Origin of the sequence: Actinomadura sp. NPDC049753, from assembly GCF_040674655.1 — a bacterium.
GTDB classification, from domain to species: domain Bacteria; phylum Actinomycetota; class Actinomycetes; order Streptosporangiales; family Streptosporangiaceae; genus Spirillospora; species Spirillospora verrucosospora.
The window spans coordinates 1-14177 of sequence record NZ_JBFARL010000196.1; the positions used below are offsets into that span (position 1 = coordinate 1).

Annotated in this window: 15 protein-coding genes; 5 read left to right on the top strand and 10 right to left on the bottom strand. The window is 74.2% G+C overall.

Annotation, left to right across the window (positions count from 1 at the left end; translation table 11 throughout):
• Positions 1 to 62 precede the first annotated feature (62 nt).
• Positions 63 to 710, bottom strand: a complete 648-nt coding sequence (locus AB0K37_RS33705; protein WP_363987882.1) for a zf-HC2 domain-containing protein — start codon at positions 708 to 710, stop codon at positions 63 to 65.
• 62 nt (positions 711 to 772) lie between these two features.
• Positions 773 to 1495: an RNA polymerase sigma factor SigE gene (sigE, locus tag AB0K37_RS33710; protein ID WP_363987884.1), complete on the bottom strand. Its 723-nt coding sequence runs from the start codon at positions 1493 to 1495 to the stop codon at positions 773 to 775.
• Positions 1496 to 1664: 169 nt separating this feature from the next.
• On the opposite strand from sigE, the gene AB0K37_RS33715 reads away from it, so the two are divergent.
• Positions 1665 to 2324 (top strand): O-methyltransferase, encoded by a 660-nt coding sequence (locus AB0K37_RS33715; RefSeq protein ID WP_363987886.1) that lies wholly within the window; start codon positions 1665 to 1667, stop codon positions 2322 to 2324.
• Positions 2317 to 2937 carry a hypothetical protein gene (locus AB0K37_RS33720; protein WP_363987888.1) on the top strand — a complete coding sequence of 207 codons (621 nt, stop codon included), beginning with the start codon at positions 2317 to 2319 and terminating at the stop codon, positions 2935 to 2937. The genes AB0K37_RS33715 and AB0K37_RS33720 overlap by 8 nt, the downstream gene beginning before the upstream one ends.
• A 24-nt stretch (positions 2938 to 2961) precedes the next feature.
• On the opposite strand, the gene AB0K37_RS33725 is transcribed toward AB0K37_RS33720, so the two are convergent.
• Together AB0K37_RS33725 and AB0K37_RS33730 are read right to left on the bottom strand one after the other, a co-directional pair.
• On the bottom strand, positions 2962 to 4431 hold the full coding sequence (locus tag AB0K37_RS33725; RefSeq protein WP_363987890.1) for a leucyl aminopeptidase: 1470 nt from the start codon (positions 4429 to 4431) through the stop codon (positions 2962 to 2964).
• A gap of 100 nt (positions 4432 to 4531) precedes the next feature.
• Entirely contained in the window at positions 4532 to 4699 is a 168-nt protein-coding gene (locus tag AB0K37_RS33730) for a DUF3117 domain-containing protein (RefSeq protein ID WP_083980698.1), read from the bottom strand.
• A 316-nt stretch (positions 4700 to 5015) separates the two neighbouring features.
• Between AB0K37_RS33730 and AB0K37_RS33735 the strand changes: the two genes are divergently transcribed.
• The 3 genes from AB0K37_RS33735 (at position 5016) to AB0K37_RS33745 (ending at position 9249) form a co-directional block, all read left to right on the top strand.
• Entirely contained in the window at positions 5016 to 5801 is a 786-nt protein-coding gene (locus AB0K37_RS33735) for an enoyl-CoA hydratase-related protein (RefSeq protein WP_363987891.1), read from the top strand.
• Between the two features lie 101 nt (positions 5802 to 5902).
• Positions 5903 to 6667 carry an ABC transporter ATP-binding protein gene (locus tag AB0K37_RS33740; protein WP_363987893.1) on the top strand — a complete coding sequence of 255 codons (765 nt, stop codon included), beginning with the start codon at positions 5903 to 5905 and terminating at the stop codon, positions 6665 to 6667.
• A 5-nt stretch (positions 6668 to 6672) separates the two neighbouring features.
• A complete protein-coding gene (locus tag AB0K37_RS33745; RefSeq protein WP_363987895.1) occupies positions 6673 to 9249 on the top strand; it encodes an FtsX-like permease family protein in 2577 nt (858 codons plus the stop codon).
• Positions 9250 to 9446: 197 nt separating this feature from the next.
• On the opposite strand, the gene AB0K37_RS33750 is transcribed toward AB0K37_RS33745, so the two are convergent.
• The 6 genes from AB0K37_RS33750 to AB0K37_RS33775 form a co-directional block, all read right to left on the bottom strand.
• A complete protein-coding gene (locus AB0K37_RS33750) occupies positions 9447 to 10004 on the bottom strand; it encodes a DNA-3-methyladenine glycosylase I (RefSeq protein WP_363987905.1) in 558 nt (185 codons plus the stop codon).
• A 29-nt stretch (positions 10005 to 10033) separates the two neighbouring features.
• Positions 10034 to 10462 carry an SRPBCC family protein gene (locus AB0K37_RS33755; protein WP_363987897.1) on the bottom strand — a complete coding sequence of 143 codons (429 nt, stop codon included), beginning with the start codon at positions 10460 to 10462 and terminating at the stop codon, positions 10034 to 10036.
• Entirely contained in the window at positions 10459 to 10878 is a 420-nt protein-coding gene (locus AB0K37_RS33760; protein ID WP_363987899.1) for a hypothetical protein, read from the bottom strand. Before AB0K37_RS33760 ends, AB0K37_RS33755 begins: the two co-directional genes overlap by 4 nt.
• Before the next feature lie 195 nt (positions 10879 to 11073).
• Positions 11074 to 12390 carry an alkaline phosphatase PhoX gene (locus tag AB0K37_RS33765; RefSeq protein ID WP_363987901.1) on the bottom strand — a complete coding sequence of 439 codons (1317 nt, stop codon included), beginning with the start codon at positions 12388 to 12390 and terminating at the stop codon, positions 11074 to 11076.
• A gap of 147 nt (positions 12391 to 12537) precedes the next feature.
• A complete protein-coding gene (locus AB0K37_RS33770) occupies positions 12538 to 13173 on the bottom strand; it encodes a hypothetical protein (RefSeq protein ID WP_363987902.1) in 636 nt (211 codons plus the stop codon).
• Between the two features lie 416 nt (positions 13174 to 13589).
• Positions 13590 to 14177, bottom strand: a 588-nt coding sequence (locus AB0K37_RS33775; RefSeq protein WP_363987904.1) for an inositol monophosphatase family protein, incomplete at its 5' end; no start/stop codon positions are given.

A 14177-nucleotide genomic window follows, 5' to 3' on the forward strand; every position in this document is an offset into this window, starting at 1 on the left:
GCCCGCGAGCCCGGCGGCCAGGACGGCGCCGCGCCGGCGCCGGCCCGGCGGAGCCGCCCGCCTCACGGGCTCGGGGAGACCTGGATCTGGTTGACCGGGTCGGTGAGCGGGTCGGTCATCGGCGCGTCGCCGGACGTGAGCGCGTGCTCGACCGCGAACCGGTCGAAGGCGGGCGTGACGGCGGGGCTGTCCTGGCGCCCGCCCGCCATGTAGGAGGCGGTGCCGAGGCCGAGGAACAGGGTGGCGGCGCCGACCACGAGGTAGCGGCGCCGGGGCTGGACGCGGATCGCGGCGGCGTGCCCGGCCGGGCGGTTGTCGCGCGGGCGGGCGGCGTGCGGCGGCCTGACGGGACGGGCCGATGATCGAAGCGGCCGGGAGGGGTGCCGGGGGCGCGAGCCCGCGTGCGGCACGGGGGACTTCGGCGACAAGCCGGGAACGGGCGCCTCAGGGGCCGCGGGAGCGCCGGGAAGACCGGACAGTTCGGGCAGGGTGCGCAGCCGGCTCAGGAAGTCGGCGGACGGAAGGTCGTCGGTGCCGTCGGTCGCCGGGAGCTCCGACAGGCCCCGCAGCCTCCCCTTGAGCCTGCGCAGCTGGTCGGCCTCCTCCCGGCAGCGGGCGCATCCCGCGAGATGGGCGTGGGCGCGCTCGCGCTCCTCGTCCCCCAGCTCACCGTCGACCAGCGCGGTCAGACGCTCCCCCAGACAACTCACGCCGCCTCCGTCGATTCCGTTCGGTCAGGCGCGCGGTCCCGCCCCGCGCGCGGTGCACAGCTTTACACGCCCTCCGGCAGCGGCCGGACACCGCCCGCCGCGTGCACTCCCCCGGGCTCGCCCTCGAAGGCCGCGTCGGCGGCCTGGTAGTCGTTCCTGGTCCCGGGCCGGCGCCGGGTGGGCGCGCGGTGCTCCAGCGCCGAACGCAACTGCGCCCGCCCCCGGTGGATGCGGCTGCGCACGGTGCCGAGCTTGACGCCGAGGGTCGCGGAGATCTCCTCGTAGGACAGCCCCTCGATGTCGCACAGCACGACGGCGGCGCGGTAGTCGGGGGCCAGCGCGTCGAGTGCGGCCTGGACGTCGGCGTCGAAGTTGTTGTCGTCGAACGCCTGCGCCGGGGTCGGCTCGCGGCCCTGGAGGCGTTCCGCGGCGTCGTCGGCGAGTCCCTCGAAGCGGATGCGCTGGCGGCGCCGGGCCATGTCGAGGAACAGGTTCGTGGTGATCCGGTGCAGCCAGCCCTCGAACGTGCCCGGCGTGTAGTTCGACAGCGAGCGGAACACGCGGACGAAGACCTCCTGCGTGAGGTCCTCGGCGTCGTGCTGGTTGCCGGTCAGGCGGTAGGCCAGCCGGTAGACGCGGGCGGAGTGCTCGCGGACGACCTCGTCCCAGGACGGCGGCGCCCATTCTGCCTCGGGTGCGTTCTCTCTGGTGCGAGCGGCGTTTCCCAGACCCTGCCTGGCGCCGACCCCCACAGCGCTTCTGAAACTGAGTGCTGCGACTCCCATGGTGCCGGGCTGTTCCTCTCTCGTGAGCCAAGGTCTCGCCTTGGAACGGCACGGTCTCGCCTGGGCTGGGGCGGTTCTGATACCGACTCGGTGCTTGCCTGTGTTGGTAACAACGCACTGAAACGCCAGTTGGTTCCCCTGCAGCGATATGGTCTTTCCAGCATGAGCCATGCGGGGGTCCCACGAGGAGGCAGCCATCGACGCCATTGAGGCCACCCGGGCCTATGTGGAGGATTTCCTCCCCGAGGACGAGCCGCTCCTGAACGCCAGGCGGCGCGGCCAGGAGGTCGGCGCGGCGCCGATCGGACCGGCCGGGGGCGCGGCCCTGCGCTTCATCGCCACGCTGATCGGCGCGCGGACCGTGGTGGAGGTCGGTTCGGGCTGCGGCGTGTCCGGCGTCTACCTGATGCGCGGCATGCCGAAGGACGCGGTGCTGACCAGCGTCGACATCGAGCCCGAGCACCAGCGGCTGGCCAAGCAGGCCTACCGGGAGGCGGGCCTGTCCGGCTTCCGCACCCGGATGATCATCGGCCCGGCGCTGGAGGTGCTGCCGCGCCTCACCGACGGCGCCTACGACATGGTGTTCTGCGACGCGGCGAAGCGCGAGTACCCCGAGTACCTGGTGGACGCGCTCCGGCTGCTGCGGCCGGGCGGCGTCGTCGCGTTCGACAACGCGCTCTGGCACGACCGGGTCGCCGACCCCGACCGGCGCGACCCCGACACCGAGGCCATCCGCGAGGTGCACCGCATGATCCGCGAGGACGAGCGGCTCGTCCCGCTGCTGATGCCGGTGGGCGACGGCCTGCTCTGCGCTGTCAGGCGTGACTGAGGACGTCGAGCGCGGCCGGGCCACCGGGGAGGCGTTCGCGGTCCGGGAGCGGATCACCTGGCGCGGGACGTGGCGGCTCGCCGCGTTCGTGATCCTCTTCCTGGCGTCGGCCGCCTTCGTCGCGGGCGGCGCGATGCGCGGCGCGGCCGCCGGCAGCGTCGTGGTCATGGCGCTGGGCGTGGCGGGGCTCGGCCTGTTCGGGGCCGGCCTGCTGGTGTCGGCCGGGGCGATGCTGTCGCGGCGGCCCGTCCTGGAGCTCGACGCCGGCGGGGTGCGGCGTCCCGCCCGCTGGCCGCTGCCGCGCCGGTCCGGGCGGACGCTGCCCTGGGACGACGTCGCGGCGATCACGGCGCTGCGGCGCGGTGTCGGCGGCACCCGCCGCGGCGAGCAGGACTACCTGGTCTTCCTGCCGACCCCGGAGCTGGCGGAGATGGCGCGCACGTCGGAGCGGGCGCCGCTGGTGGCGCTGACGATGCGGGACGTGCCCGCCACGGCGGCGGCCGTCCCGTGGTGCTTCGCGGTCGAGCCGGGCTGGGACGCGACGCTTCCGGAGATCGTCAAGCAGGCCAGGCGGCGCCGCCGCGTCCCGGTGATCGACCGCCGGAGCCGGTGACCGGCCCGGGACCGCGGGGCCCGGTCAGGCCGTCAGCCAGTCCAGCAGGAGGCGGGCGCCGTAGCCGGTGGCGCCGCGGGTGATCTCGGCGTCCTCGGAGGTGGAGCGGCCGGGCCCGGCGATGTCGAGGTGCGCCCAGGGCCGCTCGCCCGCGAACTCGCGCAGGAACAGCGCCGCCGTGATCGAGCCTCCGCCGTAGCCGCCGCGCCCGATGTTGTTGATGTCGGCGACGTCGGAGTCGATCGCGGCGCGGTACTCCTCCACCAGCGGGAGCCGCCACACGGGCTCTCCGGCGGCGGCCCCGGCGCGGGTGAGCTCCTCGGCGAGGGCGTCGTCGCTCGCGAACAGGGCCGCGTGCTTCAGGCCGAGCGCGACCTTGGCGGCCCCGGTCAGCGTCGCGACGTCCACCACCGCGTCGGGGTCGAGCCGGGCGTCGGCGTAGGCGAGCGCGTCGGCGAGGACGAGCCGCCCCTCGGCGTCGGTGTTCAGCACCTCCGACGTCGTCCCGCCGTAGTGGGTGATCACGTCGCCGGGGCGCATCGCCGACCCGGACGGCATGTTCTCCGCCGCGGCGACCAGACCGGTGACGCGGGCGCGGCAGCCGAGGGCCCGCAGCGCGCTCATCACGGCGATGACGGCGGCGCCGCCCGCCATGTCGGTCTTCATCGTCTTCATGCCCTCGTTGGGCTTCAGCGACAGGCCGCCGCTGTCGAACGTGATGCCCTTGCCGACCAGGACGACGTGGCGCGGGGAGGAGCCCCCGGCGTCTCCCGGGTCGTAGGTGAGCTCGATCAGCCGGGGCGGGCGGGCCGAGCCGCCGCCGACGGCCAGCAGGCCGCCGAAGCCCTCGTCCACCAGCTCCTTCTCGCCCCGCACGCGGACGGTCAGGCCGGACTCGCCGGCGACGCGCTCGGCCTGGGCCGCGAGCCACGACGGGTCCTTCTCGCAGGACGGGGTGTTGGCGAGGTCGCGGGCGAGGGCGGTGGCCTGCGCCCGCGCGGTGCCGAGCTCGATCGCGGGGGCGTCGGACTCGGCGCCCGCCTCGGTCAGCACCGCGAGGGTGCCGAGCGCCTTCTTCGGCGGGGCGGCGCCGATCCTGAACTCGTAGGAGGCGAGCAGCGCGCCCTCGACGAAGGCGGCGAGGTCGCCGCCCGGGACGCCCGCGACGAGCGCCGTGCGCCCCCTGCCGCGGCGGGCCAGCGCGGCTCCGGCCCTGCGCAGGTCGGCCGGGGAGGCCTCGCCCACGCCGTACAGGAGCAGTTCCCGTATCCGGTCGCCGACGCGGACCTGCGTGGCGACGATCTCACCGGGCTCGCCCTTGGCCTGGTGCAGCGCGAGCAGCTCGTCCAGCGTGAAGGGGAGGGAGGCCGCCACCTCCGCCGCCGGGGCGGCGGGACCGGAGCGGACGGGCACCGCCACCACCTCGGCCCCGAGGTCGACCGCGGTCTGCGACACGGTGCCGCCGGCGCCGTGGATGCGGGTCTCGATGGGCATGGCGGTGGTCCCCCCTGGTCGTGCTGAATGGTCACGGAAATGGCAAGGGCCCCGGCGCCGACGCCGGGACCGTCACCAGAAGGCCGGGAACGCCGGGCCGTCAGCCCACGACGTCCTTGAGGGCCTCACCGAGCTCCTTGGCCTCGTCGGCGGAGAGCTCGACCACGAGGCGGCCGCCGCCTTCGAGGGGGACCCGCATGACGATTCCGCGTCCCTCCTTGGTCACTTCGAGCGGACCGTCTCCCGTCCGCGGCTTCATCGCCGCCATGCGTGCATCCCCTTCCTAAGTAGGGCCGCGGCCTCGCACACCTCTGGCCGCGTGGCCGCGTGTCGCATCCGCGTCATCAGTAGTGGTCCATTATCTCGTCTTCCGGGCGCGAAGTGGTAACGATCAGCCTCCAGATCGGCAGCCGGGGCCCGCCGACGCAGGTCGCGGACCGCCCCGGGCCTCAGGATCGGCGGGGGCCGGAGGGCCGCTCCGCCCGCCCGCGGACCGCCGCACCGGGCGGGACCGCCCTTGCCCAGGGCGCCGGTGTTCGTCGAAGGTGGCCTGGGAAGATCTACCGAGGACCGGGAGGACGACGATGTCTGAGACCGTGCTCTACGACGTGACCGAAGCAGTGGGGACAATCACACTCAACCGCCCCGACGGGATGAACTCGCTGACCGTCGAGATGAAGGAGGCCCTGCGCGCGGCGGTGGTGCGGGCCGCCGCCGACCCGGCCGTCCGCGCGGTCGTCCTGACGGGCGCGGGACGGGCGTTCTGCGCGGGCCAGGACCTGCGCGAGCACGGCGACAACCTCGCCGCGGGCCGCGGCCTGGACGACACCGTCCGCAAGCACTACAACCCGATCGTGCTGGCGATCGCGGGCATGCGCAAGCCGGTCGTGGCGGCGGTGAACGGCGTGGCGGCGGGCGCGGGCGCGTCGCTGGCGTTCGCGTGCGACCTGATCGTCGCGTCCGACAGGGCCCGGTTCGCGACCGCGTTCACCGGTATCGGCCTCGCTCCCGACAGCGGCATGTCGTGGACCCTCCAGCGCCTCGTGGGGCGCGCCAAGGCCACCGAACTGCTGCTGCTGGGCGAGCCGGTGAAGGCCCAGGAGGCCCTGGATCTGGGGCTGGTGACGCGGGTCGTCCCGGCCGACGAGCTGGCCCCGGCGTCGGTGGAGCTGGCGCGCCGCCTCGCGGCCGGCCCCACGGCCTCCTACGGCGCGGTCAAGGCGGCGCTCGACCACGCGGCGACCCACGACCTGGCGTCCGCGCTCGAACGCGAGGCGGAGCTCCAGGACGAGTGCGAGAAGACGAGCGACCACCGCAACGCGACCGAGGCGTTCCTGAAGAAGCAGCAGCCCGTCTTCGAAGGCCGCTAGTCCTCGGGCTCTCCCGGGGGCGGGGGTGGGGGCTTCCCCCGTAAGAAGCGGGGAGGCCGCGCCAATGTGGGCGAGGGGTGCCCGGCGGTTTGCTGGACGGCATGACGCAGACAGCCGCCGTATCCCTCGCCGGACAGGTCAACGACCTTGTCGCCGTCGCGCGCGACGTCGTCAGGACCTACGGGGCGGGCGAGAACGAGGTGACCGCGCTCCGCGGCGTCTCGGCGGCCTTCCCCCGGGGCCGGTTCACCGCGATCATGGGCCCGTCCGGCTCGGGCAAGTCGACCTTCCTGCACTGCATGGCGGGGCTCGACACCGTGACCTCCGGCTCGATCATGATCGGGGACGTGGACATCACCCGGCTGTCGCGGACCCGGCTGACCAAGCTGCGCCGCGACCGGCTCGGGTTCGTGTTCCAGTCATTCAACCTGCTGCCGATGCTGACGGCGGAGGAGAACATCCGGCTGACCGGGCGCCTGGGGAACCGGCGCGCCGACCGGGAGTGGTTCGACACGATCGTGGACTCGCTCGGGCTCCGGGAGCGGCTGGCGCACCGGCCGAGCGAGCTGTCGGGCGGGCAGCAGCAGCGCGTCGCGGTCGCGCGGGCGCTGCTGACCCGGCCGGAGGTGCTGTTCGCCGACGAGCCCACCGGCAACCTCGACTCCCGGTCGGGGGCGGAGGTGCTGGGCTTCCTGCGCCGCGCGGTGGACGCCTACCGGCAGACAGTGATCATGGTGACGCACGATCCGGCGGCCGCCGCGCACGCCGACCGGGTGCTGTTCCTGGCCGACGGGATGATCGTGCACGAGCTTCCCGCGCCGACGGTCGACGGCGTCCACGCCGTGATGCGCCGGATGGAGGGCTGACGGTCATGTGGCTGATCGCGCGCCGCTCCTTCGCCGAAAGCTGGACGCGGCTGGCCGCCACGCTGCTGGCGGCGGTGTTCTCCATCGGGCTGATCGCGGGCGCCCTGCAGTTCACGCTGCGGGCGCAGGAGGCGGTGTCGGGCAGCGACGCCAGCGAATACTCCCGCGCGGACGTGCTCGTCCAGGGCGGCTCGGCCGACCCCGACGACCCGTACTCGCCGCCGGACGGCCGGGTCGCGCTCGGCGCCGTGGCGGGACGTCCCGGCGTCGCGGCGGTCGCGGGCGACGCGACGGTCCCGGTGACCGCGAGCGGCGCGGACGGCGAGCCGATCCTGCCGCCCGCCGGGGCGGGGACGTCGCTGCGGCCGTGGACTCCCGACGGCCGCCTCAACCCCTACCGCCTGGAGTCGGGCCGCGCGCCCGCCGCCGACGGCGAGGTCGCCGTCACCCGGCACGTCGCCCGCGCGGGCCGGCTCGACGTCGGCGGCACCCTGAAGGTGCTGCTGCCGAAGCAGAGCCGGGACATGAGGATCGTCGGCATCGTCACCGTCCAGGGGCGCGGCTCCGTCGCGAGCGGCGACCTTGTGCTGGCGCCCCCCGCCACCGTCGCGCAGGCGGCGGGCCTTCCGGCGGGGACGTGGCAGAGCGTCTGGGTCAAGGCGTCGGGCGGGTCGGTGCCGGGACTGCGCGCCGCCCTCGCCCGCGACCTCGGCAAGGACGTCACCGTCCGCACGGCGGCGGAGGTCCGGCGCGCCCAGTCGGCCGACCTCCAGGGCGCCGGGGCGTCGATCGGCGGCGCCATCGGGATGCTCTCGTCCGTCGCGGTGTTCGTGGGGCTGTTCGTCGTCGCCAACACGTTCGGCACCCTCGTCCGGCAGCGGACCCGGCGGCTCGCGCTGCTCAGCGCGATCGGCGCGACGCCCCGGCAGATCCGGCGGCTGATCCGGTTCGAGGCCCTCGCCCTCGGCGCCGTCGCCTCCGCCGGCGGCGTGGCGCTCGGCTTCCCGGTGTCGGCGCTGCTCACACACCTGTTCGCCGAGGACGGCTTCGACATCTCCGCCGCCGACGCGCAGTACGGCTGGATCGCGCTCGCGGTCCCCGCCGCGGCGGGGATCCTCGTCACCCAGCTCGCGGCCCGGCGCGCCGCGCGCCGCGCCGCGAAGATCTCCCCGATGCAGGCGCTGCGCGCCGCGAGCGCCGAGACGGCGGGCCGCCGCTGGCCGCGCCTCCTCGGCGCCCTGGCGGTGTTCGCCTCCGCCTGGATCTTCTTCGGGGGCGTCTTCGGCATCCGCTACGAGGAGCCGCCCGGCCCCGAACGCACCGCCGGCACCAGCGTGATGGCCCTCATGGGCTGCATGACGACCGTGGCGGCGCTCGCCGTCCTCGCCCCGTTCTTCGTCGGCCCCCTCGGCGGCATCGTCGGCCGCGTCGGCACGGCCGTGAGCGGCGAGGCCGGGCGGCTCGCCCGCGCCACCATCACCCGCAGCCCGCGCCGCGTGTCGTCGGCGGCGTCCTCCCTCATGCTCGGCGTCGCGCTCGTCGCCTCGACGGCGATGATCGTCCTGTCGGTGGACGCGCGGTTCGACGAGGCCGGCCGGGAGGTGATGCGGGCCGACCACGCGATCACCGCGACCGGGATGACCTCGAACGGGCCGGCGCCCCTCCCCCGCGACGCCGCCCGGAAGGCCGCCGCCGTGCCCGGCGTGTCCGCCGCGGCCGCGCTCACGGCGTCGGAGGTCAAGCTCGTCTCTCCCCCGCCGAGGAGGCCGTCGCCCGAGGAGGCCCCGGAGCCCGTCTACCTCGCCGTCACGGGCGCCGACCAGAACGCCCTGCCGTCGGTGCTGAGGCTCGGCGGGCGCCTCCCGCGCCTCGGGGACGGCCAGATCGCCCTCACGTCCCCGATCATGAAGGGCCAGAAGATCAGGAAGGGGCAGCGGATCGTGGTGCGCGGCGCCCGCGGCAGGGTCGCGCTCACCGTCGCCGCCGCCTACCACGACCCGTCCCACCTGTTCGCCGACCAGGCGCTCGTCTCGGAAGCCACGATGGACCGGCTCGACCCCACCGCGGCCGCGCAGGTCGTGCTCGTCAGCGGCGGCGCCGAGCGGGACCTGTCCCGCGCGTTCGCGGACGCGCCGGGCCTCAGGGTGGTCGACAGGGCCGGCTACGTGAAGGCGGCGTCCGACGCGATGACCAAGGGGATGAGCGTCATCTACGGGTTCATCGGCATGGCGCTCGTCCTCGCCCTGTTCGGCATGGCGACCACGGTGTCGATGAGCGTCGGCGAGCGGACCCGCGAGTTCGGCCTGCTCGGCGCCGTCGGCGCGACGGCGGCGCAGATCCGCTCGATCGTCCGCTGGGAGGCCGCGACGGTCGTCCTGCTCGGCAGCCTCCTCGGCCTCGGCACCGCGCTCGGCACGGCGACCCTGCTGCACGTCGCCACGGGCAGCTCGTTCCTCACCCCGACCGCCCCCTGGTGGCTCTACGCCGCAGTGATCACCGGCGCCGCCGCCGTCACCTTCGCCGTCTCGGCCCTCCCGGCGAGAAGAGCAGTGGCAGTGTCTACCGCGTCTCCTCTGGCATAGGGCCCTAGGGGGCCCGAAGCCAGAGGAGACGCTGCGATCGCTAGCATCGCTCCGGCTCGCCTGGCGGCTCGCTGCGCGATCAGTTTCTCGCGGGCTCGAAACTGGCTTCGCACGCGATCGCACACCTTGAGGTCGTTGCGGGCTAAGGCGAACGACTACTCGGGGGCCGGACACGCGCATCCGTGCCATAGGGCCTGTCAGTAGGCGCCGTGGCGGTGACAGCTCGTGAGGTGGTCGTCTACCAGGCCGCAGGCCTGCATGAGGGCGTAGGCGGTGGTGGGGCCGACGAAGCGGAAGCCGTGCTTCTTCAGCTCCTTGGCGAGGGCCTTCGACGCGTCGGTGTAGGCGGGAACCTCGGACATGTCGGTATAGGACGGGGAGTCGGGGTCGGCGTGGCGCCAGGCGGTGGCGGCGAGGCCGCCGGGCAGGTCGAGGGCCGCGCGGGCGTTGGCGATCGTGGCCTCGATCTTGGCGCGGTTGCGGACGATGGCGGCGTCGCCCATCAGGCGCTCGACGTCGTCCGGCCCGAACGCGGCGACCTTCTCGGGGTCGAAGCCGTGGAACGCGGCGCGGAAGCCCTCGCGCTTGCGCAGGATCGTCAGCCACGACAGGCCCGACTGGAACGCCTCCAGGCACAGCCGCTCGTAGAGGCCCTGGTCGTCGCGGACCGGACGGCCCCATTCGTCGTCGTGGTAGGCGACGTAGTCGGGGGCCGACAGCCCCCACGGGCAGCGCGCCAGCCCGTCCTCGCCCATAATCGCGGTGCTCACGCGCCCGTTCTACCTCATGGCTGCGACAGAACGGCGAGGCGGCGCAGCCCGAGCGCCATGAACGCCTTCACGACCGGCCCCGCGACCAGCCAGGCGGCGCGGCCGAGGGGGCCCAGCGGCAGGTCGACGCGCTCGGCCCAGATGACGCGGCTGCCCGAGCCCTCGGGGACGACCTTGAAGAACGCCTCGCCGCGCACCACGCGGCCGGTGTGCCGGACCGCGACGCGGCGGCCGGCCCGCCAGTCGGTGATCACCATGGTGTCGAGGAAGCCGACCGGGCCGACGCCGGTCCACGCCCGCAGCTCGTCGCCGACCCTGTCGCCGCCCTCCGCGCGGGTGAACGGCATCCACTCGGCGTGCCGCGGCCAGTCGGTGAGGACGTCGAAGAGCCGCTCGGGCGGCGCCGCCGACACCGCCTCCGCGTGGACCGCGACCGCGCTCACCGGCTCTCCTCCGCGTCCGCCTCGAAGGACTCCTTGCCGAGCGAGACCCGGGCGCCGGCCTCCTCGATGCCGTGCAGGGCCCCGACCGCGCCGGCCGGTTCGGCGTCGCCGGCGCGCTCGCGGACGTCGTGGAGCTGCCGCTCCAGGTCGGCCACGCGGGCGTCGCGCTCGTGCAGGGCCTCGGTGAGGCGGTGGAACGCGTCGTCGGTCACGTGCGGCTGGTACCCCCACAGTGTCCGGGGGAACCGGAGGTGGGAGCCTTCCCAGCCGATGACGGGCCGTCCCTCGACGTCCACGCTGACCGGCGGATAGTCGGGATGGGCCTCGGCCAGCCCGCCGCCCCTGCCCATGGCGAGGACGACGACGGCGCCCAGCACGGCCACGCCGGCCAGGACGAGAACCACGACCACGATCACGCTCCGATCTGACGGCACCTCATCGGGAAGACGATCCCCCGCCCCCGATCGTGCCACGCTCGGCGGCATGGGGATGCAAGAGCGCGGGGTCCTTCCACCGGACGCGCCGGTTCGGGCGGGCCGCGGACGCAGGCACGGCGCCCCCGGCGAGCCCTGTCGGGCTCGTCCTGTCCGGGGACGCCGTGCCGGTGGTCCTCAGCCGCGCAGGCGGTGCCAGGGGCCGGTGATCGCGAAGGTGGCGCCCGGGTCGGACTGGCGGTTGGCGAACAGGATCCGCCCGTCCGGGGAGAACGTCACGCCGGTGAACTCGCTGTCGTTGAGGGCGTTGCGGGCCATCGCGAACGGCTCGTTCCGCCGGGTGGTGCCGATGAGGTACTGCTCGCCGTCGCCGTCCTCGGCGAGGATCACGCCGCCGCCGTACGGGGAGACGGTGATGTTGTCGGGGCCGTCGAAGCGCCCGCCCGGCTTGAAGACGAGCTGCAGCTCGATCTCGTTCCGGTGCGGGTCGTAGGTCCAGACCTGCCCGGCGTGGTCGGCGGCGCCGCCGTCGGACTTACGGGAGTAGCTGCACACGAAGTAGGCCTTGCCGTGGCCCCACCAGGCGCCTTCGAGCTTCTGGCTCCGCGTGATCGTGTCGAACTGCTTGCGGACCGACGTCTGCTTCGCCGACGGGTCGGGCACCTCCACCCATCCGGCGCGCAGGCGCGTCCCGGGCTCCTGGACGGCCGACAGGTCCAGGACGCCGGGGACGTTCAGCGCCTCCAGCTTCCCGCCCGACATGTAGGCGTGGTAGCCGCCGCGGTGGGCGCGGGGCCGGAACCGGTAGAACAGGCCGAACGGCTTGGAGGCGTCCTCGGTCAGGTACGCGGTGAGCGTGTGCGGGTCGACGGCGACGGCCTCGTGCGCGAACCGGCCGAGCCCGGTGAGCGGGACGGGCTCGGTCTCGCGGCCGCTCGGGTCGACCTCGAACACCCACCCGTGGCTCTTGGTCTGGCCCGTGAAGCCTTCGGTCTCCTCACAGGTCAGCCACGTCCCCCACGGGGTCCGTCCGCCCGCGCAGTTGGTGGACGTCCCGGCCAGGCTGACGTACTGCGACAGCAGGTTGCCCTGGCTGTCGACCTCCAGCGTGGTGGTCCCGCCGTTGGCGGCCGGGTCGTAGGTCAACTCGGGACGGCCCACGGCGCGGGTGCCGTTGTTGCTCTGCTCGTGGTTGCGCACCAGCCGGGTGCGGCCGTGGCGGCTGCCGGAGAACGTGGCCATCCCGTCGTGGTGCCCGGGGACGACGACGCCCTCGGAGATGGGTTCGCCTTCCACCGACAGCGTCTTGTAGGAGAAGCCCTTGGGCAGGTCCAGGACGCCCTTGGGGTCGGGGATCAGCGGGCCGTAGCCGTACGCCTCCCCTGTATCGGCGCCTGCGGACGTCTGGAAGATTCCGTCCAGGCTTCCGGCGAGGGCGATGGACAGCGCGCCGGCCGCGCCGCCCTTGACGACTCCGCGACGGGTCACGGACATGGGCACTCCTTCACGTAAGGGGATCACGCGGGAGCCTGGTCGCCGTCCCTGAACCGGGCATGAACGATCACTGGCCGGGAGGAGAAACCCCAGGACAACGTTGGTCCGCGCTGACCCGGAGTGCCGGCGGGCGTGCGGAGCGCGGCCTCAGAGGAGCTCCACCGCGGCGTCGACGGCCGCGGCGACGTCCCCGTCCGGCGGATACAGCAGGGACCGGCCCACCACCAGACCCCGCACGGTCGGCAGCCGCAGCGCACGCCGCCACCCCTCACGCGCGGCGCCCTGGTCGGCGGCCACCTCCCCGCCCAGCAGCAGCGCCGGCAGCGTCGAGGACGCCATCACCCGCTCCATCTCCGCCACCACCGGCACCTTCAACCACGTGTACGCCGACGTCTCCCCCAGCCCCGAAGCGATCGCCACCGCACGCATCATCGCCTCCGGCGACAGATCATTGCGCACACGCCCCTGCACCCGGCGCGAGACGAACGGCTCCACCATCGCCATCAACCCCCGCCCCGCCAGCTCGGTCACCGCACCCGCACACGCCTCCAACGTGCGCACCGTCGCCGGATCGGCGTCATCCACCCGCAGCAGCATCTTCCCGCCGTCCAGCCCCGACCCTGCGATCGCACCCGCACCATAAGCGGTGAAACGATCATCGATCTCGAACGACGACCCGGCCAGCCCGCCCCGGTTCATCGAACCGATCACGACCTTGCCGTCCAGCACCCCCAGCAGCAGCAGATCCTCGATCACATCCGGCGTCCCCAGCACCCCGTCCACACCCGGCCGCTCCAACGCCGTGCACAACCGATCCAGCAACTCACCCCGATCGGCCATCGCAAGGGCATCACCCCCCGCCGCCAAAGCACCCCGAGCCGGATGATCAGCCGCCACCAGCATCAACCGACCCGACCCGCCCAGAAGCGACGCACGCCTCACCCGCCCCCGAGCCGCCTCCGCCACCGCCCCCGGACGCACCGCCCGCACCTCCGAGAGCCCCGCGATCCTCTCCGCACGGGAACCCGCGGGAATCACAGGGCCCCCCGCCCCACCAGCGCATCGATCATCGTTCACCGTCCCTGTCCGCGAGCGCGCGGCGCCGGGTCGCGCCACCGGCACCGCCGAGTCTGGTCAAGATCACGAACGGCTGTCAAACCACCACCGGGCGCACTCGCGGCGCCCTCACGGGCGGGTCCTCAGGCCCCCGCGCCCTTGTAGTCCGCGACCTCCGCGATGACGGAACCGGCGAGGTCGAAGCCGGCCACGCACGCCAGGTAGCCGGGGGCCTCCCAGTCGTCGCCGCCGGGCTCGCCGCCGAGCGGCACGTACGTCCCGCCCGCCTGCCTGACCAGCAGGAGTCCGGCGGCGATGTCCCACGCGTTGATGGACGAGTCGTAGGCCGCGTCCGTCCATCCGGCGGCGACGTGGGCGAGGGTGAGGGCGGCGCTGCCCGGACGGCGCACGGTGGCGAACGCGTCGACCATCCGGCCGTAGCGCCGCAGCGCCTCCTCGCGTCCGAGGCTCAGGTCGTAGGCGCTCGGGTAGGACGTGGCGACGACGGCGGTGTCGTCGCGGGTCGCTCCCCGGCTGTGCATCGGCTCGCCGTTGCAGGTGGCGCCGTCGAGCGTGGCGGTGAACATGTCGTCGCGCACCGGGTCGTAGACGACGCCGGCCACCAGTTCTCCGTTCAGGGCCGCGCCGATGGACACGCAGAAGAACGGCAGGCCGACGGCGAAGTTGGCCGTCCCGTCGATGGGGTCGACGAACCAGCGCAGGTCGCCGTC

Bases quoted from the DNA above. Each gene is read 5' to 3' on its own strand.
- AB0K37_RS33750 (WP_363987905.1), bottom strand. From the start codon at position 10,004: ATGGGCGAGGACGGGCTGGCGCGCTGCCCGTGGGGGCTGTCGGCCCCC.
- AB0K37_RS33735 (WP_363987891.1), top strand. From the start codon at position 5,016: ATGTCTGAGACCGTGCTCTACGACGTGACCGAAGCAGTGGGGACAATC.
- AB0K37_RS33725 (WP_363987890.1), bottom strand. From the start codon at position 4,431: ATGCCCATCGAGACCCGCATCCACGGCGCCGGCGGCACCGTGTCGCAG.
- AB0K37_RS33745 (WP_363987895.1), top strand. From the start codon at position 6,673: ATGTGGCTGATCGCGCGCCGCTCCTTCGCCGAAAGCTGGACGCGGCTG.
- AB0K37_RS33740 (WP_363987893.1), top strand. From the start codon at position 5,903: ATGACGCAGACAGCCGCCGTATCCCTCGCCGGACAGGTCAACGACCTT.
- AB0K37_RS33730 (WP_083980698.1), bottom strand. From the start codon at position 4,699: ATGGCGGCGATGAAGCCGCGGACGGGAGACGGTCCGCTCGAAGTGACC.
- AB0K37_RS33715 (WP_363987886.1), top strand. From the start codon at position 1,665: ATGCGGGGGTCCCACGAGGAGGCAGCCATCGACGCCATTGAGGCCACC.
- sigE (WP_363987884.1), bottom strand. From the start codon at position 1,495: ATGGGAGTCGCAGCACTCAGTTTCAGAAGCGCTGTGGGGGTCGGCGCC.
- AB0K37_RS33765 (WP_363987901.1), bottom strand. From the start codon at position 12,390: ATGTCCGTGACCCGTCGCGGAGTCGTCAAGGGCGGCGCGGCCGGCGCG.